Origin of the sequence: Thiobacter sp. AK1 (genome assembly GCF_039822265.1) — a bacterium.
Classification (GTDB): domain Bacteria; phylum Pseudomonadota; class Gammaproteobacteria; order Burkholderiales; family Thiobacteraceae; genus Thiobacter; species Thiobacter aerophilum.
Map to the genome: position 1 here is coordinate 368,093 of NZ_JBAJEX010000001.1, position 18,716 is coordinate 386,808.

14 protein-coding genes and 1 tRNA gene are annotated in these 18,716 nt (G+C 63.4%); 4 read left to right on the plus strand and 11 right to left on the minus strand.

Translation table 11 applies throughout. The features are described 5' to 3' along the window. Window positions 1-38 precede the first annotated feature (38 nt). Window positions 39-1,427 (minus strand): glutamate--tRNA ligase, encoded by a 1,389-nt coding sequence (gene gltX, locus V6E02_RS01955; protein ID WP_347306609.1) that lies wholly within the window; start codon window positions 1,425-1,427, stop codon window positions 39-41. A gap of 102 nt (window positions 1,428-1,529) precedes the next feature. Here gltX and V6E02_RS01960 point away from each other — a divergent pair. Then, window positions 1,530-1,604: transfer RNA gene (locus V6E02_RS01960), tRNA-Val, on the plus strand. 78 nt (window positions 1,605-1,682) lie between these two features. Here the strand turns inward: V6E02_RS01960 and V6E02_RS01965 are convergent. The 6 genes from V6E02_RS01965 to V6E02_RS01990 are packed head-to-tail and all read right to left on the minus strand — an operon-like array spanning window position 1,683 to window position 8,582. Further along, complete coding sequence (locus V6E02_RS01965; RefSeq protein WP_347306611.1) at window positions 1,683-3,761, minus strand: EAL domain-containing protein; 2,079 nt, start codon at window positions 3,759-3,761, stop codon at window positions 1,683-1,685. Continuing rightward, window positions 3,758-4,663, minus strand: coding sequence for an ABC transporter substrate-binding protein (locus tag V6E02_RS01970; protein WP_347306613.1), 906 nt, complete (start codon window positions 4,661-4,663; stop codon window positions 3,758-3,760). Before V6E02_RS01970 ends, V6E02_RS01965 begins: the two co-directional genes overlap by 4 nt. A gap of 12 nt (window positions 4,664-4,675) precedes the next feature. Continuing rightward, window positions 4,676-6,655 (minus strand): TonB-dependent receptor plug domain-containing protein, encoded by a 1,980-nt coding sequence (locus tag V6E02_RS01975; RefSeq protein WP_347306615.1) that lies wholly within the window; start codon window positions 6,653-6,655, stop codon window positions 4,676-4,678. A 23-nt stretch (window positions 6,656-6,678) separates the two neighbouring features. After that, on the minus strand, window positions 6,679-7,383 hold the full coding sequence (gene dnaQ, locus V6E02_RS01980; protein WP_347306617.1) for a DNA polymerase III subunit epsilon: 705 nt from the start codon (window positions 7,381-7,383) through the stop codon (window positions 6,679-6,681). Then, the gene (rnhA, locus tag V6E02_RS01985; protein ID WP_347306619.1) at window positions 7,358-7,843 is read right to left on the minus strand and encodes a ribonuclease HI; all 486 of its coding nucleotides are present in this window, start codon (window positions 7,841-7,843) and stop codon (window positions 7,358-7,360) included. The genes dnaQ and rnhA overlap by 26 nt, the downstream gene beginning before the upstream one ends. After that, a complete protein-coding gene (locus tag V6E02_RS01990; RefSeq protein WP_347306621.1) occupies window positions 7,836-8,582 on the minus strand; it encodes a class I SAM-dependent methyltransferase in 747 nt (248 codons plus the stop codon). The genes rnhA and V6E02_RS01990 overlap by 8 nt, the downstream gene beginning before the upstream one ends. Window positions 8,583-8,719: 137 nt before the next feature. Between V6E02_RS01990 and gloB the strand changes: the two genes are divergently transcribed. Next, window positions 8,720-9,490: a hydroxyacylglutathione hydrolase gene (gloB, locus tag V6E02_RS01995; protein ID WP_347306623.1), complete on the plus strand. Its 771-nt coding sequence runs from the start codon at window positions 8,720-8,722 to the stop codon at window positions 9,488-9,490. 98 nt (window positions 9,491-9,588) lie between these two features. Beyond that, the gene (locus tag V6E02_RS02000) at window positions 9,589-11,217 is read left to right on the plus strand and encodes a lytic transglycosylase (protein WP_347306625.1); all 1,629 of its coding nucleotides are present in this window, start codon (window positions 9,589-9,591) and stop codon (window positions 11,215-11,217) included. A gap of 24 nt (window positions 11,218-11,241) precedes the next feature. On the opposite strand, the gene V6E02_RS02005 is transcribed toward V6E02_RS02000, so the two are convergent. Genes V6E02_RS02005 through V6E02_RS02020 form a run of 4 tightly spaced genes read right to left on the minus strand, consistent with a single transcriptional unit; the run spans window position 11,242 to window position 17,820 of the window. Continuing rightward, on the minus strand, window positions 11,242-13,242 hold the full coding sequence (locus V6E02_RS02005; RefSeq protein WP_347306627.1) for an ABC transporter ATP-binding protein: 2,001 nt from the start codon (window positions 13,240-13,242) through the stop codon (window positions 11,242-11,244). A 37-nt stretch (window positions 13,243-13,279) separates the two neighbouring features. After that, window positions 13,280-14,680, minus strand: a complete 1,401-nt coding sequence (locus V6E02_RS02010; protein ID WP_347307100.1) for an ABC transporter permease — start codon at window positions 14,678-14,680, stop codon at window positions 13,280-13,282. Next, the gene (locus V6E02_RS02015) at window positions 14,680-15,657 is read right to left on the minus strand and encodes an ABC transporter permease (protein ID WP_347306629.1); all 978 of its coding nucleotides are present in this window, start codon (window positions 15,655-15,657) and stop codon (window positions 14,680-14,682) included. Before V6E02_RS02015 ends, V6E02_RS02010 begins: the two co-directional genes overlap by 1 nt. Before the next feature lie 3 nt (window positions 15,658-15,660). Continuing rightward, the gene (locus V6E02_RS02020) at window positions 15,661-17,820 is read right to left on the minus strand and encodes an ABC transporter substrate-binding protein (RefSeq protein WP_430626753.1); all 2,160 of its coding nucleotides are present in this window, start codon (window positions 17,818-17,820) and stop codon (window positions 15,661-15,663) included. A gap of 106 nt (window positions 17,821-17,926) precedes the next feature. On the opposite strand from V6E02_RS02020, the gene fabI reads away from it, so the two are divergent. Next, the gene (fabI, locus tag V6E02_RS02025) at window positions 17,927-18,706 is read left to right on the plus strand and encodes an enoyl-ACP reductase FabI (protein ID WP_347306633.1); all 780 of its coding nucleotides are present in this window, start codon (window positions 17,927-17,929) and stop codon (window positions 18,704-18,706) included. Window positions 18,707-18,716: the final 10 nt, after the last annotated feature.

Here is an 18,716-nt window from a genome sequence, read left to right on the forward strand (position 1 = left end):
GGTAGCGGCGGCGCGCTTGTAAAGCGCTTCGGCCAAGTTCAGGTCGGATAACGGCCGAGATGATCCCGGATGCGGCGCAGGCTCTCCTCGCGACCGACGAGTTCCATCACGGCATCGATGGAAGGCGTCTGCGTCTCGCCGGTGATCATCACTCGCAGCGGCATCGCCAGCTGCGGCAGTTTCAGTTTGTGGGCGGCGACCGCATCTTTCAAGAGCCGGTTGATGGCATCCCGGTTCCACTCGATCGCCTCTAGCTTGCAGGCCAATTCCTCCAGCACCGGCCGGATTTCGGCAGTCAGGTACCGGGCGCGCAGCTCGGCATGGGGCTCGAGCTGGCGATAGAAATAGACCGCCGCATCGGCCAGTTCCTGCAAGGTATTGACACGGGCCTTGAGAAGATCCAGCACCTTGACCGGATCCGGTCCGTGGCTGGGGTCACAGCAGTCGGCCGCCATGAAGGGACGCGCAAGTTGCACCAACCGCGCGCTGTCGGTCGCCTTGATGTACTGGGCATTGACCCAGGTGAGCTTCTCCGGATCGAACTTCGCCGGCGACTTGCTGATGTCCTTGAGATCGAACCATTCGATGAACTGGTCCATGGTGAAGATCTCGTCATCACCATGGGCCCAGGACAAGCGCGCCAGGTAGTTGAGCAGCGCTTCTGGCAGATAGCCCTCGTCCCGGTACTGGGTGACACTCACCGCACCATGGCGCTTGGACAGCCGCTCGCCGTCATGCCCCAAAATCATGGGCACATGGGCGTACTGGGGAATGGGCGCACCAAGGGCCTTGAGAATGTTGATCTGCCGGGGCGTGTTGTTGAGATGGTCATCGCCGCGGATAACATGGGTCATGGCCATATCCCAGTCGTCCACGACCACGCAAAAATTATAGGTGGGCGTGCCGTCGGCGCGGGCGATGATGAGATCATCCAGTTCAGCGTTACTCACCACCACCCGTCCCTTGACCAGATCGTCGATGATCACTTCGCCATCGAGGGGGTTCTTGAAGCGCACCACCGGATTCACCCCTGGCACGGGCGCGGTGCGATGGCGACAGCGACCGTCGTAACGCGGCTTGAGCCCGCACGCGCGCTGCGTTTCGCGCATGGCATCGAGTTCTTCTTTGCTGCAATAGCAGTGATAGGCCTTGCCCTCGTCGAGCAGCTTCTGGATCACCTCACGATAGCGGGCCATGCGCTGCGTCTGATAGAACGGCCCCTCATCATAGTCGAGCCCCAGCCAGGCCATGCTGTCCAGAATGGCCTGCACCGATTCCTGGGTGGACCGCTCCAGATCGGTGTCCTCGATGCGCAAGATGAAACTGCCGCCGTGCTTGCGGGCAAAGGCCCAGGCAAAGAGCGCGGTGCGGGCGCCGCCGATGTGCAGATAACCGGTCGGACTGGGAGCGAAACGGGTGCGAACCATGACTGACCAGAAAAACGCGCATTGTACGTGAAAGGGTCGGCCACACCCAAGCTAGATTTGACCCGGCCTGCGCGATTGTGGTTAAATTGCGCACCCGCAAAGGGGCGGTTAGCTCAGTGGTAGAGCACTGCCTTCACACGGCAGGGGTCGCTGGTTCGAACCCAGCACCGCCCACCAATTCCCGATCCCCCTCACGTGCTTCACGCCCCTGCCCCGCTCCGGCAGCATGTTACGTCCTAAGGGCACTGCCAGCACTCACACGGCGAAGCCGCGGCCTCCCGTGATGTCCGTCAGTGGCACGGGGGCGGCCAGCCATTCGCCTTGCACATAATCCACGCCGATTACGCGCAGTCGTTCCAGGATGGTTTCGCTCTCCACGGATTCAGCGATGGTGGCAAGCCCCATTACCCGGCCGATCCGGTGGATGGCCTCGACCATGGCGTAATCCATGGGATCGACATCCATGTCACGCACAAAGGCGCCATCGATCTTGATGTAGTCCACGGGCAGGTTTTTCAGATAGTTGAAGGAAGACAGGCCGCTGCCGAAATCGTCCAGCGAGAAGGTGCAGCCTCGCGCCTTCATCGCCTCGATGAAATGAACCGCCTCGCGCAGATTGGTAATGGCGGCGGTCTCGGTGATCTCGAAGCAAATGCGCCGGTGTGGTATTTGGTTGAGCTCGAACTGACGGTGCACGAAGGCGAGGAAACTTTCATCGCATAGGGAATGGCCGGAGAGGTTCACCGTGCACACTGGCCCATCGCCCTCACTCCCAAAGCATTCGCGAAAAAGCGAGAACACCTTGCTCAACACCCAGCGGTCAATGGCCGGCATCAGGTTGTAGCGTTCCGCGGCGGGGATGAAGGCCATCGGCAGCACCAGTTCGCCCTCGTCCGAGAGCATGCGCAGCAAAATCTCGTGATGGGGCGCAAGCCCTTTGCTCGGATCGGCCGAGACGATGGGCTGCCGGAAAAGGCGAAAACGATTTTCCTCCATGGCCTGACTGATGCGCGTCGCCCAATGCATCTCGCCGCGCCGGCGCTGCACTTCGCCATCCTGTTCCTGATAGACGTGCACCCGGTTGCGGCCCCGATCTTTGGCGGCATAACAGGCTGCATCGGCAGCACTCAGCAGGCTGGCAAGACTACCGCTGTCGCGGTTTATCTCCACCATGCCGATACTGACTCCCACGCCGAAACTGCGGTCCTGCCACAGGAAGCGATAGTCCTTCACCGTCCGACGCAGCGACTCCGCCACGGGCTCAGCGGTGGCCAGATCGCAGTTTTCCAGCAGTACGCCGAACTCGTCTCCCCCTAGGCGTGCCAAGGTATCGCTCTCCCGCAACCGTGCCTGCAGCAGCGCGGAGAGCTGACGCAACAGTTCGTCGCCCGCCACGTGACCACAGGTATCGTTGACCACCTTGAACTGGTCGAGGTCGAGATAACAGAGGGTATGGATCTGGCCTTGGTGGCGGGCACCGGCCAGGGCGCGTTCCAGCCGGACTTCGAATTCGCGCCGGTTGATCAGCCCGGTAAGGGTGTCGTGGGCCGCCTGGTAGCTGAGACGCAGCGTGGCATCGGCGATGCGTTGCTGCAGGTTCTCGTGGGACGCTTGCAGGGACGCAGCCATGCGGTTGACTCCTGCCTCCAGCAGTTGCAGTTCACCGCCAGAGTCCTCCGGAACCCGCAGATCTAGCCGGCCTTCGCCCATCTGCCGCACGGCTTGTGCCAGACGCAGCACGGGACGCGTGACGCGATGGCTCATGCGGAGTGCCACCAGCGCCGCCAGGAACAAGCCAATGGCCGTGATGATGAGCCCGTTTTGCAGCACCGCTTCCTTGGCGCGCAGAGTCGGTGCTCGGTCAAGTTCCACGGTCACGCGCCCGATCACGCGCCGCGCCGGCGGCGCCTGGTACCACTCGTCTTCGACGGCCAGCTGCGTCACCACGATCGGCGCGCTGAAATCCAGCGCCTCGCGTGTTGCAGCCACTGCCACATTGAGGCCTTGCATGTCAGCTACCGCGGGCAAGGCCACATGCTCACCGCTCGCGGCCAGGATCTCGCCGTTGACATCGGTGATCGCCACCCATTTGACGTCCGCCTCCGCTGCGGCGGCCTCTGCGAGACGGCGCAGAATCTCACGGTTACCCGAGAACACGCCATATTCAGCTGCCGGCGCCAGTTGGCGCGCGATGGCCAGGCCACGATTGTGGAGGGCGGCATCCAGCTCGCTCAAGCCGCGCTGAATGAAGTACCACGCCAGCCCCAGCGCAATCAGCGCTGCCGGCAAGAGCGCCAGCAGCAGCACCTGCCACTTGATACTCCAGCCTTTCATTCCTCGCCTCCCGCTTTGCTCAGCTTCTCCCACAACACCCGTTCCGGCTCCAGCGGAATGCCTAGGGAGCGCGCTACCTGCGCATTGACCGCCACCGAAAAATAACGCGGATATTGGGGCTGCGGCAGGGCCGAAGGCGACGGCAGGGCGGTAATCAGTTCCGCCGTTTGGCGTGCGATCTGCGCAGGCGTGGAATAGACTGCCAGCAAGGCCCCGGCATTGACATAGGCCTGGGAATAGCCCACCACTGGTTTCTGCGCACGGTAGCTGGTAAGCAGAATGCCCTGCGCGGTGTTGCGGTTGAAGACAAGCGGGTCCGGCACCGCCAGCAGCACATCGGCCTCCGACAGCACGCGGTTGAGGGCAGGCAGCAGCGCATCGGCGTCGTCGATGCGCTCGCTCACCAATTGCAAGCCCCGCTCCCGTGCCGCCGCCTGCAGGCTGCGCAGTTCGGCTGCGGACTCGGGGCCGAGTACCGCGCCCACCCGCTTACGATAAGGGAATGCTTCGGCGATCAGGGCAAAGCGACGCGCCGGCGGCTGATCCAGGAAAATCGCCGAGAAGGGTTGTGCGCCACTCGAGCGGCGCAACTGTAGATAGGTTGCGCGCGGCAGCAGCACCGCCAGTACCGGTAAGGATGGATTGAGCCGTAACGCCTGCTCCGTGGCGCGCAAGCCGACCGCCACCACCAGCTCCGCCTGGGCCGAACCTGCCCCACCGGTCTGAATTTCGAGATGCACCGCACGCGCCTGCAGCTCGCGCCGCAATCGTTGCGCAAATTCCTGGTAAGGTGGGGTGTCGTCGCTGAGCCAAACGGTCAGGTTGATTGCGGCAGCGGCCGGCAAGACTATGCACAACGTGAGCGCGAGTAGAACAAGCCAACGCAGGCCGAGGATCGTCATCCGCCCATTCCGTCAGTACCCCACTTTGAGGGTGAACAGTGTCCGTCGCGGGAATTCGTTGCGCTGCAGGGGCTTGCTCGGATCCCAGGAAAAATCGTGGTAGGGCCCGTCCATGTTCTGGAACACCAAGGCGAGCTCCCCTTGGCCAACACCAAGCTTGAATCGTTTTGCCACGCGCAGATCACGCCGGGTATAAGCACGAATGTAGTCGCCGGTGTTGCCAAAGGGTGTCATATCGTCATAGTAGTAGACACCGACACTTGCATCGATGCCGTAGGGGAAACGGTGCGCAAGCAGTGCACCAAACGTGTGCCGGGGATCGGCCCGCTGTAAATCTCGCTCCGCATAGGCCACTGGCCCGCCCGCGCTGCGTATCTGAGTGAACGAATGGGCAAGCGTCAGACGCGTTGTCTGAACATGCCAGCTCAGCTGCGTCTCGACCCCTCGCCGCGTGAGCCAATTGCCATCCTTAAACGACCAGGATCCACCACCGATGGCATCAGCCAAGATGATGTTGCGGATGCGGTCCTCGTAGAGTCGCACGTCTAGCGCTAAGTGCAGATCGGGCCATGTGCCCAGGTAAGCGATTTCGCGTGTCGTGATGCGCTCGGACGACGCCGCGTGGGTGCCGACATACCACTGAAAAGGGGGAAACGTGCCGCCGCCAGGTTTATTCAGCGTGATCTTGTAGTCCGCTGCGTATTCCAGTAGCGTCGGTGTCCGTTGTGCCTGAGACACCCCCAGCCGCACGCTGTGCTGAGGAAGCACGTGCCACGTTGCAGCCCATCGGGGTGCGACGTCGGTGCCGGCCAAATCGTTGTGTTCGACCATGGCGCCAAGGTTGAACGTCCATTCTGGAACCGGTCGCCACTCGCCATGCCCAAACAAACGTTGCAACCCCACCACCCGGGTGTCGTCTGTTCCAAGATAGGCTGGCGCATGGATGCGGTCTTGGCGAATGCTGCCACCCCAGACGGCACGCAGGCGGGGACTCAGCGTTTGGGTTTTTTGCACTTCGATGTCATAGCGCTCCGAGTCCTCCACCAGCCGCAGGGTCGTGGGGACCATCGAATCCATGGTCACGAACTGTTCCCGGTTTCGGTCGAAGCTGTAGTAGAACTGCACGGCCAGTTCGTCCTCCGGCGACACCGTGCGCTGCCAACGGACTTGCGCAAAACCAGTCGCTGCATGGCGATCACGCGGCATGTCGAGGGTGTCTCCAAACCAGCCCACTCCCAGTCGGCCGCCACGGTAGCCCGCCTGCAACTGCACGCTGTTGGTGGTATCGAGCACGCGTTCGCCGCGGATCAGGACGAAATCCGTGTCCTGGCTGTCGTTACGCGTGTCGAAGCCCGTGTCCTCGCGATGCCCCGCGCTTACGCTAAACTGCCAGCCACCCCACTGTCCGGCGTGGCGCACCAACGCGTCCTTCAAATGCGGGTCGCCACCGGTCAGCGACACCACCGTGCCCCGATCCTGGGCTGGGTGACGGGTGATGATGTTGATGATGCCGGTAAAGGCGTTGGCCCCGTAGGATGCGGCGTTGGGACCCCGCGTCACTTCGATTCGCTCCACATCCTCCAAGGAGAGTGGCAACATGGGCCAGCGCACCTGCCCCCACGCCGGGGTATAAACCGAGCGCCCATCGATCAGTACCTGCAACCGGCCAAAATAGGCGTTGCTAAGACCGTGGCTCACGATCACGTCATTGCCGGCCGCATAGCCCACGTAAAAGCCCGGGACCAGGCGCATCAGATCGGCGATTTCCCGGAAGCCCGAGGCGACGATGGTTTCCCGGTCGATTACCGTCACCGCACTGGGCGCGTCCTGCGCCGGCTGCGCCAGCCGCGAAACCGAGAGCACCACCGGCACTTCGCCCAGAAAGTCGTCTTCCGAGAGTCGGGCGCCGGCAGCGTAAAGTCCCTGGCTCAGCGCGGCACAAGCCACGCAACCCCACCGGAGCACGGCCCGGCTGATGTGTCGTTTCCCCATCTTTCCTCCCCGCGCCGGGTGATTCACGTGGCAGAGGCTGCGCGCCACAGACACGCGCCCTTGCTTTCTTTGTCGAGTTCCGCAAGCAGCGCCTCGTGCGCGGCCAGTTCGTCTTCCGTTGCGTGCAGCACGATAAGGGGCGCATCACTCGCCCAGGCTTGCAATGCATCGGGGCACGCAGCGGGCGCATTGAGTTCGATCATCAGACTGTCCTGGCCGCGGGTGAGGGCGAGATACACCTCCGCCAGCAGTTCCGCATCCAACAGAGCGCCGTGCAGGGTGCGGTTCGAGTTGTCCACGCCATAGCGCTTGCAGAGGGCGTCGAGATTGTTCTTTTGCCCCGGGTGCATGTCGCGCGCCATTCTGAGCGTGTCCACCACACCCACGCAGTAGCGCTCCAGGGGTTCCAAGCCGAGCAAGGCAAGCTCGTGATTGAGGAAGCCCACATCGAACGGCGCGTTGTGAATGATGAGCTCCGCATCGCGGATGAAGGCGAGGAATTCCTCGACGATATCGGCGAAGCGCGGCTTGTCGGCGAGGAAGTCCAGGGTGAGACCGTGCACTTGCTGCGCGCCTTCGTCGATCTCCCGCTCCGGGTTGAGATAGCGATGGAAATGGTTACCGGTGAGACGCCGGTTCACCAGCTCCACCGCCGCCACCTCGATGATGCGGTGGCCGAGCGTGGGTTCCAGGCCTGTGGTTTCAGTATCGAGGACGATCTGTCTCATCTTCAGCGTCCTTTCTGGTGATGCCACTGGCACAGCCACGGTTAGCCAGGGCATCGGCGCGTTCGTTGCCATCGTGTCCCGCATGGCCGCGCACCCAGATCCATTGGATGTCATGGTTGGCGGCCAAGGCATCCAGCTCGCGCCAAAGATCGGCATTCTTTACCGGCTTGTTCTCGGCGGTGCGCCAGCCACGCTTCTTCCAGTTGGGGAGCCACTCGGTGATGCCCTTCTGCACGTATTGGGAATCCGTGTGCAAGCGCACCCGACTGGGTCGCTTGAGGGCCTTAAGGGCGCGGATCACCGCCGTCAGTTCCATGCGGTTGTTGGTGGTCGCAGGCTCACCGCCCCACAGTTCCCGCTCGTGATCGCCGTAGCGCAGCAGCACGCCCCAGCCGCCGGGACCGGGATTGCCTTTACAAGCGCCATCGGTGTAGATGTCCACCACCTTCGCGTCAACCATGGCCTTCGCATTTCGGCTGCTGGTTCAGGGTGGTGGCGCGCTGAGGGGCGGCCGCTAGGCGCTGACGCGCTGCCAGGCGCTCGTTCCAGCTGGGCAGAATAAGACGCATACCGGGCACGCGCTTTTTCGCCACCAGGAAATAAACGCCACCGCCCAAGGGCCACCAACGATCCCCCGCCTTCTCCATGAAGGCGAAACGCTCGCGCCAACGATTGCTGGCGAAGGGCGGCGCATAGCAACACATGCGCCCGCCGGTCATCTCGAAATTGAGCAGGGACAGCCAGTCCTTCATACGCGTGAGGGAGATGAAGCGTCCGTTCCAAGGATAGGCGCCGCTTCTCCGGTTGAAGAAACGTTTCACGCCCCACAGGCTGAGGGGATTGAATCCGCTCATCACCACATGACCTTCCGGCATCAGCACCCTTTCCACCTCACGCAAGATCTGATGGGGATCGGTGGCAAATTCCAGCACATGGGGTAGAAGCAAAAGGTCGATGCTCTGGCTGGCCACCGGCAGGAAATTCAAATCCGCCAGCACGCGCACACCTGGACCGCTGCCAATGCTGGCCCGTAATGGAATACGGCAGGCACGCAGGAAATCGAACTGGGCAAGCCCCAACTGCAGTGCATTGAACCCGAAAATATTGCTGACGGTCTCGTCGTAATAGGCCTGCTCCCGCGCCAGGAGATCAGCACCCAGGGGCGTGGCGAACCAGTCCGCGGCGGTGGAGGTTGACATCGAATGGCCCGGGTCGGATAGTTGATCGGAGGGTCGAATAGGTCCATCTCACGCATCGCGGCTGCGCGCCGGAGCTAAACGTTGGCAACGTCCGAGATCCTGCTCGCTGGGCCGGTTTTTCGCAATCAACGACAGCCATGCTGCACGTCATCCCGCTACCTGCTTTCCAGGACAACTACATCTGGCTTTTGCACGACGGCCGTTCCGCGGCGGTGGTGGACCCTGGTGATGCTACGCCGGTAATGGATTTCCTTGGCGCCCACGACCTGGCGCTCACCGCCATTCTGGTCACCCATCATCATCACGATCACGTCGGCGGCGTCGCTCTACTCGCACGCCGTTTCTCCGTGCCGGTATATGGGCCCGGCGGCGAACCCATTCCCGGGCGCACCGATGTGGCGGATCCTAGGCAGCCCGTCGATCTACCGCATCTAGGCATCGCGTTCCAGGTCCTGGCCGTGCCAGGCCATACCCGCGGGCACGTCGCCTATTATCGCCCAAAGCTCCTGTTCTGTGGCGACACGCTGTTCGGTTGTGGCTGCGGCCGGCTATTCGAAGGCAGTGCGGAACAAATGCACGCATCGCTAGCGCGTCTTGCCGCCTTGCCCGACGATACCGGCGTCTACTGCGCCCATGAATACACCCTGGCCAACATCCGCTTCGCGCTTCAGGTGGAAGCGGACAACGCGGCGCTCCACGCGCGCGAGCAAGAGGCCCGGGCGCGACGCGCGCAAGGATCCCCCACAGTGCCATCCACTCTGGCGCTGGAACGTCGCACCAATCCTTTCCTGCGCGTGACCGAACCCGCTGTGCGTGCCGCCGCCGAGGCCCATGCCGGCCATCCCCTTGCCGATGCCGTGGCGGTATTTGCCGCCCTGCGTGCCTGGAAGGATCGCTTCCGTGCCTGATCGCGCGGGACCAGCCGATTACGCTCGCTTGACCCGGCCCAGTGAGGCCGTTACCATGCCGCATCCCCGCAACGACAAGAACCACAAGCATTCCACCGATGCGAAACGGCCCTCATCGCCGCACGCAACTTGCCACGCTGCTCATCGCAGCCGGTTTGCTCGCCTCGCCCTTGCACGCAGCCGATGAGGCGCTGCGCCTGGCGCAAGTGAGCGGGATGACGCTGCCGGAAACCGCGGATGCCAGCGACGAGGCACCCAGCATCATAAGCATCGAATCCGCTCCCGACGGCATCGAACCGCTGCTCAAAGCCATCGACGAACAAGGTGACCCACGCACCGATCTATGGGCGCGCCTGCGCGCTGGCTTCGCGCTGCCGGAGCTGGACACGCCATTGGTGGCCGAAAACGAAGCGTGGTACGCAGAGCGTCCGGATTATGTGGCACGCATGCTGGAACGCAGCCGACGCTATCTCTTCTACATCGTCGAGGAAGTGGAGCGGCGCGGCATGCCCACCGAGATCGCGCTTCTGCCCATGATCGAGAGCGCCTTCAATCCCCATGCTCTGTCGCGCGCCAAGGCGGCGGGCATCTGGCAATTCATGCCTGCCACCGGCCGCACCTTCGGCCTGCAGCAGAACTGGTGGGTGGACGAGCGGCGCGATGTCCTCGCCGCCACCCGAGCGGCGCTCGATTATCTGCAAAAGCTCTACGCCATGTTCGGCGACTGGCATCTGGCACTCGCGGCCTACAACTGGGGCGAGGGCAATCTCTCCCGCGCCATCGCCCGCAACCAGGCCCAGGGGCTGCCCACGGACTACGTCAATCTGCGCATGCCCGTGGAAACCGCCAACTACGTGCCGCGTCTGCTGGCGGTCAAACATCTCGTCGAACGACCGCAGGATTTTTCCGCAAGGCTGGGGCCGCTACCCAATTCGCCCTATTTCGCCCAGATCACCCTCACCCGTCACATGGACGTGGCACTCGCCGCGCGCTTGGCGGAAATTCCCCTCACGGAATTCCTCTCCCTCAATCCCCATTACAACCGGCCGGTGATCCGTGCCCAGGAACCCACCACGCTGCTGTTGCCCGTGGACAAGGCCGAGGTGTTCGCCCGCAACCTGGAGGGGCATCAGCAGCCTTTGGTGTCCTGGCGCACCTACCAGGCGGGCAAAGGGGAACATCTGGAGGCCATCGCGCGACGTTATGGCATCAGCCCCACCCGGTTACGCGAGGTCAATGGCCTGGGACCGACCGTCCGCAAGCTGGGCCGCGGCCAGCTCCTGCTGGTGCCGGGCACGGCGAGCACCCCGCTTCAAGCTCCGCAGACGACGGCGAAAGCCGAAACGTCGCGGTTGAGCCATACGGTGCGCCGGGGCGAGACGCTCGCCGCCATCGCCCGTCGGCATGGCGTGAGTGTGGCCGAGCTCAAGTCCTGGAATCGCCTCGCCTCCAGCCACCTCACGCCGAACCAGAAGCTCCTGGTCAGTCCGCCGCAAGCGCACACCGAGCAGGCGCGGCGCGATGGTCGAACGCAAGTCGCCGCCGCCAAGTCTGCCAAGCGTGGGCCGCTGCGCTACACGGTCAAGCGGGGCGATACGCTCTACGGCATCGCCCAGCGCTTCGACGTGCAGGTGGATGATCTGCGCCGCTGGAACAAACTGGGCCGCAGCACCCAGCTGCGGCCCGGCGACACGCTGTTGCTCGCCCGAGCCGACCACAGCGGCTGAACCCCTCGCCCATTCATGTCCCACTCACGGGTAGAGGTGACAGGCAACCTTCCGCCCGTCGACTTCCCTTTGCTCCGGATAACGTTCCCGGCACACAGGCATGGCCTGCGGGCAGCGGGGATGGAAATGGCAACCCTGCGGCGGCCGGGCAGGAGAAGGCGGCTCGCCTGCAAGACGGATCACCGTCCGGCCAGTGGGCTCGAGGGTTGGCACGGCCGACAATAGCGCTTGGGTATAGGGGTGGGCGGGCGCGACCAGGACACGATCCACCGCTCCCTTCTCGACGATGCGTCCGAGATACATCACCGCCACCTCCTGCGCCATAAACTCCACCACCGCCAGATTGTGCGTGATGAAGAGATAACTAAGCCCCAGGCGTTGCTGTAGGTCCAAGAGCAGATTGAGGATTTGCGCCTGCACCGAGACGTCCAGCGCACTGGTGGGTTCGTCACAGACGATCAGCCGCGGTTGCACGGCCAGCGCGCGCGCGATGGCGATGCGCTGCCGCTGGCCACCCGAGAATTCGTGGGGATAACGCAGCTTCGCGTCGGCGGGCAGCCCCACCGCTGCCAACAGGCGGTCTACCTCGCCTTGCCGTGCCGCCGCATTCGCCCCCACACCCAGGGCGAGCATCCCTTCCTCTAGAATGTCCGCCACCGTCATGCGCGGATTAAGCGAGGAGAATGGGTCCTGGAAGACGATCTGGAACCGGCTGCGCAGGCGCCGCAGCACTGCACCATGTAGACCCATCAACTCGCGGCCTTCGAACGACACCGAACCGCCCGTCACGGGAACAAGCTGCAGGATGCCCTTGCCCACGGTGGTCTTGCCACAACCGGATTCGCCCACCAGCGCCAGGGTGCGGCCGGAAGCGATGTCGAGCGAGACGCCATCCACCGCGCGCACGTAGCCCACGGTACGTTGGAATACGCCCCGGCGGATGGGAAAATGCACCTTCAGATCGCGCACCGTCAAAAGCGGCCGCGCTTCGGCGGAGGGCGGCGCTGCCGTCTGCACAGTGGGCGCAGAAGCCGCCGCCTGCTGCGCGGCCGGTCCGGCAAGGCCGAGATGACAGCGCACGCCGTGTCCGCCGGCTTCCACCCAGGCCGGCGTTTCCGCCCGGCAGCGATCCCAGGCAAACTCGCAACGGGTCGCGAATCGGCAACCGACACGAGGCCGGTCCAGTGTCGGCACCATGCCCGGAATCATCGCCAGCGGCTCGCCCCGCCGAGAGCGGCCAGGTAGCGAGGCGAACAGCTTGCGCGTGTAAGGATGTCGCGGTGCGCGGAAGAAGGCTTCGCGCGGCGCGCTCTCTACCACCTCGCCGGCATACATCACCGCTACCCGGTCGGCCATCTGCGCCACCACACCGAGATCGTGGGTGATGAACAACAGACCCATGCCAGTGGTGCGCTGCAAATCCCGCATCAGCGCCAGCACCTGGGCCTGAATGGTCACGTCGAGGGCCGTGGTTGGCTCGTCGGCAATGAGCAATCGCGGCTCGCAGGCCACTGCCATGGCCATCATGGCACGCTGCTTCATGCCACCGGACAGCTGGTGAGGATAGGCCCGCATGATGCGCGCCGGATCCGGAAGGTTCACTGCCTCGAGCAGGGACTGCACCCGCGCCGACAGCGCCGCCCCGGAAAGCCCCTTGTGGCGCACCAGGGGTTCGGCAATCTGCTGGCCGATAGTCAGCACCGGATTTAGACTGGTCATCGGCTCCTGGAAGATCATGGCCACACGCGCGCCGCGCACGCGCCGCATGGCGACCTCGGGCAACCCCATTAGCTCCGTGCCATCGAGTCGCACGCTGCCACCGACGATGCGCGCCGCGGGGGGCAGCAGACGCATCACGGACAAGGCCGTCACCGATTTGCCGCAACCAGATTCGCCCACCAGCGCCACCGTCTCGCCCGGCGCGACGGTCAGGCTCACCCCATCCACGGCACGCAACGCCCGTCCCGCCGCGTTGAAGTGCACCCGCAGATCCTGGATTTCCAAAAGTGGAACCGTCATGGTCATGGCATCACCCAAGTCTTGCCTCAGTCATGGCCCTGTCTCATTCCACCCGTGGATCGAAGGCATCGCGCACCGCGTCGGCGAACACGTTCGCCGCCAGCACCAGCACGAACATGAAGGCGAAAGCCGCCGCCAGTAACCACCACACCACCGGCTCCCGCGCCAGTTCCAGACGGGCGCCATTGATCATGTTGCCCCAGCTCTGCATGGAGGGATCGACGCCCACCCCGACATAGGCCAGCACCGCCTCTGCCAACACCAATCCGCTGAATTCCAGGGTGATGGTGATGAGCACGATGTGCATCACGTTGGGCAGCACGTGGCGCAGCATGATGCGCGCCGGCCCCACACCGAAGGCCTGGGCCGCCTCAATGAACTCCATTTCCCGAAGCTTGAGGGTCTCGGCCCGCAGCAGCCGGCACAGACCCGTCCAGCTAGTGATGCCCAGAATCATGCATAAAAACAAAAGCCGCAGATCCGCCCGCTCCACCAGCGTGAGTTCCGGCAACTGATCCATGCGCACCTGCAGCACCAGCACCGCCGCGGCAATGAGGAGCACACCCGGAATGGAGTTGAGCGTGGTGTAGAGGTACTGGATCACGTCGTCCACCCAACCGCGAAAATAGCCGGCCATGATGCCCAACGCCAGGGCGAAGGGCAGCATCACCAGGGTAGTGAGCGTGCCGATCACCAATCCGGTACGGATGCTCTTGAGAGAGAGGTAAAACACATCCTGCCCGACCTTGTCGGTGCCAAAGATGTGCCACGCTGGTACCCAGTGGGCAGCCAGTGATGCCAACCAGAGAATCACACCCAAAGTAACCAGCATGGTGCGCCACGGCAGCTCGGTCTCCCCGCGCAGCAGCCGACGTCCCGCCTCGGCCAGGCCGCCGCTTTCACGCCCCTTGAGTCGCCACGCGACCAGAGTCAGGATGGCGAGCCAAACGAGGAGCGCCGTGAGAGTTCCACGCAGCGCCCGGTGCATAATGTCGGCAGTGCGCCGCTCGAGGTCTTCACCCAAATGGGCGCCACCGTAGCGCAGCCGCGGGTAGAGGCGCTTGATGCGCCCGTCCGGTTCCTCCACCGTTTCCATGGCATAGAGATGGGTGGCAAACGGTGCGGAATAGGTCTTTTCCTTCTGGTCGCGCAAGGGCTTGAGCGCGAGATCCAGTAGGCTCAGCGTCTCCGGCGCGTATTGGCGCGGCGCACCGGGGGCCTGTTCCGGCAGAGGCAGGCGCAAATGTACAGAGTCCGCAAGCCCCACCAGCACGAAGGCGGCCAGGATCACCGCCGCCGCCATCGCTGCCGGCCGGCGTGCCAGGCGGCGCCAGGGCGTGGCCAAGTGGGGGCGCCGCCGCGCCTGCCAGGCGTACAACCCCACCACCAGCAAGAGCAGGTAGATGAGCAGATCGGTCCACAGCAGGACGGGCTCGATGGGCATCATGAAAGCCGGATGCGGGGATCGACCAGGGTGTAGGAAATGTCCGTTAGCAGCAGGCCCACGATGTAGAGGAACGATCCCAGACACACCATGGCATGCACGATGGCGAAGTCCTGTTGACGGATGGCGTCGATGGTATAGCTGCCCAGCCCCGGGATGCCGAAAAAAGATTCCAGGATCAGGCTGCCCATGAACAGCGTCGGAATCACCACCACCGCACCGGTGAGAATCGGGATCATGCCGTTACTGAGCACGTGTCGGAACAACACCACCGATTCCGCCAGCCCTTTGGCACGCGCGGTGCGCACGTAGTCCTTGCCCATTTCCTCCAGGAAAATGGTGCGATACCAGCGCGTGCCGCTGCCAATCCCCGAGATCACGCCCACCGTCACCGGCAGCACCAGGAACTTGAAGGCATCGAGCCCATCTTGGTAGCCAGAGATGGGCACCAGATGCAAAAGCTTGCTCACCAGGAACTGACCGCCGATGATGTAAAAGAGCCCGGAAATGGACATCATGGCCACACATAGCACCACGCCTGCGGCATCGACATAGGTGGCGCGGAAGAAGGCAAGGATCAGCGCAAAGGTGATATTGACCAGCAAGCCGATCACAAACACGGGCACCGCCACGGCGAGACTGGGCCACATGCGGGTGCGGATCTCGCGGCTGATGTCACGTCCGTCATCGGCGGCGCCAAAGCGGAACGCGAACATGGGAACGGCGCGACTGGCGAAGATGGTGTCGGTGAAGCGGGCGAGCCCTTGCGCCTGTGGATTGAAGAACAGCGGCTTGTCATAACCCCGCTCCGCCTTCCACTTGGCGATCGCCTCCGGCGTCACGTGCTTGACCCCGAGATGCAGCCGCGCCATGTCGTCCGGCGTGTTCACGGCAAAGAACAGGGCGAAGATGAGCACGTTCACACCGATCAAGATGGGAATGGCGTAGAGCACGCGCCGGATGACGTAGGCAAGCATCGCCTAGCCTTTCTTTGGCGGGCGATGCTCGCGCCGCCAATAGCTCACGGCGGCGGGCACGAGTCCCGCCACCAGCAGGGCAAACCCCGTCCATACCGGCCAGAGTACGGGCTGGTTCCATTCCCGCCGGCTGCGTTCTCGCAGGGCGGGGTCGAGCCGCAGATACTTGAGCCCGTTGTTGGCCATGAGATTGGGCTTGGCATTCATGAGCCAGGCGTGATAAAGCCCAAAGGCCTTGGGATAAAAGCCCCACACCCAGGGCGCATCTCGCCGCACGATTTCGACCATCTGATCGATGATAGCCTGGCGCTGTGGGCCGTTGTCCATGTTCTTCATCTGCTCGAACAGACGGTCGAATTCCGGGTTTTCGTAGTTGGCGGCGTTCTCGCCGTTCGCGCCTACCTTGCGGTTTGGCCCGTAGAGCAGGAACAGGAAGTTCTCGGGATCGGGATAGTCCGCATTCCAGCCCCATTCAAAGATCTGCGCGGTGCCCTTGAGCATCTTGTCCTGGAAGCGGTTGTAGTCCGTGGCGCGAATCACCAGCTCGATGTCCAGCTTGCGGAACTGTTTCACCAACCACTCCAGGCGCGACTTGGAATCCGCCCCCACCGCTGCGGTGTCGAAATAGAGCACTAGGGGCCGCCCCGTTTGCGCATCGCGCCCGTTGGGATAGCCGGCCTCCGCCAGCAGGCGCCGTGCCTCGGCGATGGACTTGCGCTGGGCGTGGCCATTCACCCAGTCGTACACGTAGGGGTTGATGCCGGCGCGGCCCTCGCGGTAGCCGAAGATGCCCGGTGGAATGGGGCCATGGGCGGGAATCCCCCGTCCGTTGTTGAAAATGGAGATGCGCTCCTCCATATCCACAGCGATGGAAATCGCCTGGCGCAGCTTGCGCGCGCGTTCGCCAAGCCCGCCCACCACCGGGTCTTGCATGTTGAAGCCCAGGTAACCGATGGTGGTCATCACCGTGGTCACGAGACGGATGTTCTTCCGCTGGAGCGCTTCAGTCAACGCCGCATCGCCAGTGGCACCGATCCGGATGGCCTGATCGAAGGTATCCGAGCTGATGCCGGAACTGTCGTAATAGCCCTGCAGAAACTTGTTCCAGTAGGGAATGTCCTCCTTCTCCAGGCTGTAGACCGCCTTGTCGATGAAAGGCAAGGGCTTGCCGGCATCACGCAGCAGTCCGGCCTCGCGGTCGCCGGGCTCGCCCTCGGTGGGGTAGGTCTCACCATGGAAGTTGGGGTTGCGTTCCAGCACCATCTGCCGGTTGGGGTCATTCACCGTCAGCATGTAGGGGCCGGTTCCCACCGGGAACCAGTCCAGCACCAGATTCTTCTCCTGCATGCCAGGCTGCGCGTAGAAGCGATCTGCCTCCCATGGCACGGGGGCGAAGAAGGGCATGGCAAGCCAGTAGGCAAACTGAGGATATTTGCCGCGAATGCGGATCCGGTAGGTGTAGCGGTCCACCACCTCCGCTCCTGCCAGAGGGATCGTGCGCAGATCGAGCCAGCTTTCCGGTGATGCCTGCTTCAGGCGTCGGTCCAATTCGGCGGCGAATTCACGCAAGCCGACGATGTACTCGCTCATCAGCCCATAGATGGGTGAATTGAGCCGTGGGTGCGCCAGCCGCTTGAGCTGGTACACGTAATCCTCGGCGGTGAGCTCGCGCGTGCCGGTGACGGGGAAATCGCTGGGCTTGTCCACCCGTGCCAGCAGTTTCGGCGGAATGGGGTCATAAATCAGGCGCCCTGCAGCGTCCCGGGCAAAGGCCGGATGGGGTTGATAATGGATGCCCGGGCGAATGCGGATCTCATAGATGCTATAGGCAATGCGTGCCGCCGGCGCATCGGCGGGCAGGCGCCGCCCCTGGGCATCGTAATAGCGTGGCTGGGGCACTTCTACAGCGGTGAGGGGAATGAGCTGATAGGGCCGCTTCAGATAGTGATACTGCAGCGGCGGCTCATAGATCTGGCCGATGAACTCTACCTCGTTGGAGCTGTAGGAGCGAGCCGGATCGAGATGCTTGGGCCGTTCTGAAAATGCGCTATAGCGGATGTTCTGCCCGCGCTCCGCCGCCGGATAGGGATCATTCCAGGGCGGCTCGCCGCAGGCGGTCAATATCATTAGCGGAAGCAAGAGGGCCAAGCGCAGGACACTCATCGCCCGCAAGTGTAGCCCAAATGCCCCGCGGCGGGCGCCTCGGGCCTGGGGGCGATGCTTTATAATTTGCGGCTTCCCCGGTCATCCACTCGCAAAAGGACGTTTCATGGGATTCCTCGCAGGCAAACGCATTCTCGTCACTGGCATGCTGTCCAACCGCTCCATTGCCTACGGCATTGCCAAGGCCTGTCAACGGGAAGGAGCGGAACTTTCCTTCACCTATCAGGGCGAGCGCACGCGCGAGCGCGTGCTGGGGCTGGCCCAGGAATTCGGATCCGACCGGGTATTCGAGATGGACGTCGCCTCGGACGAGCAGATCGATCAAGCGTTCGCCCAGCTCAAGACGCACTGGGACGGACTGGATGGCGTGGTGCATTCCATCGCCTTCGTGCCCAAGGCGGCCCTGGCCGGCGATTATCTCAGTTCCGTGAACCGGGAATATTTCCGCATCGCCCACGACATCAGCGCCTACAGCTTCACCGCCCTGGCCAAGGCAGCACTGCCCCTCATGGAAGGTCGCCCGGGCGCCCTGCTTACCCTCTCCTACCTGGGTGCGGTGCGCTCGGTAGCCAATTACAACGTCATGGGCCTGGCCAAAGCGAGCTTGGAATCCAGCGTCTATTATCTGGCCCAAAGCCTCGGGCCCAAGGGCATTCGCGTCAATGCCATCTCCGCCGGCCCCATCAAGACCTTGGCCGCCTCCGGCATTACCGACTTCCACAAGATCCTGGAACACGTGGAACGCAATGCCCCCCTGCGCCGGAACGTCACCATCGAGGAAGTGGGCAACACCGCTGCCTTCCTGTTAAGCGACCTGGCTTCCGGCATCACCGGCGAAATCACCTACGTGGACGCGGGCTTCAATACCACGGTGGGCGCGGGCTGAGTAGGGCTCG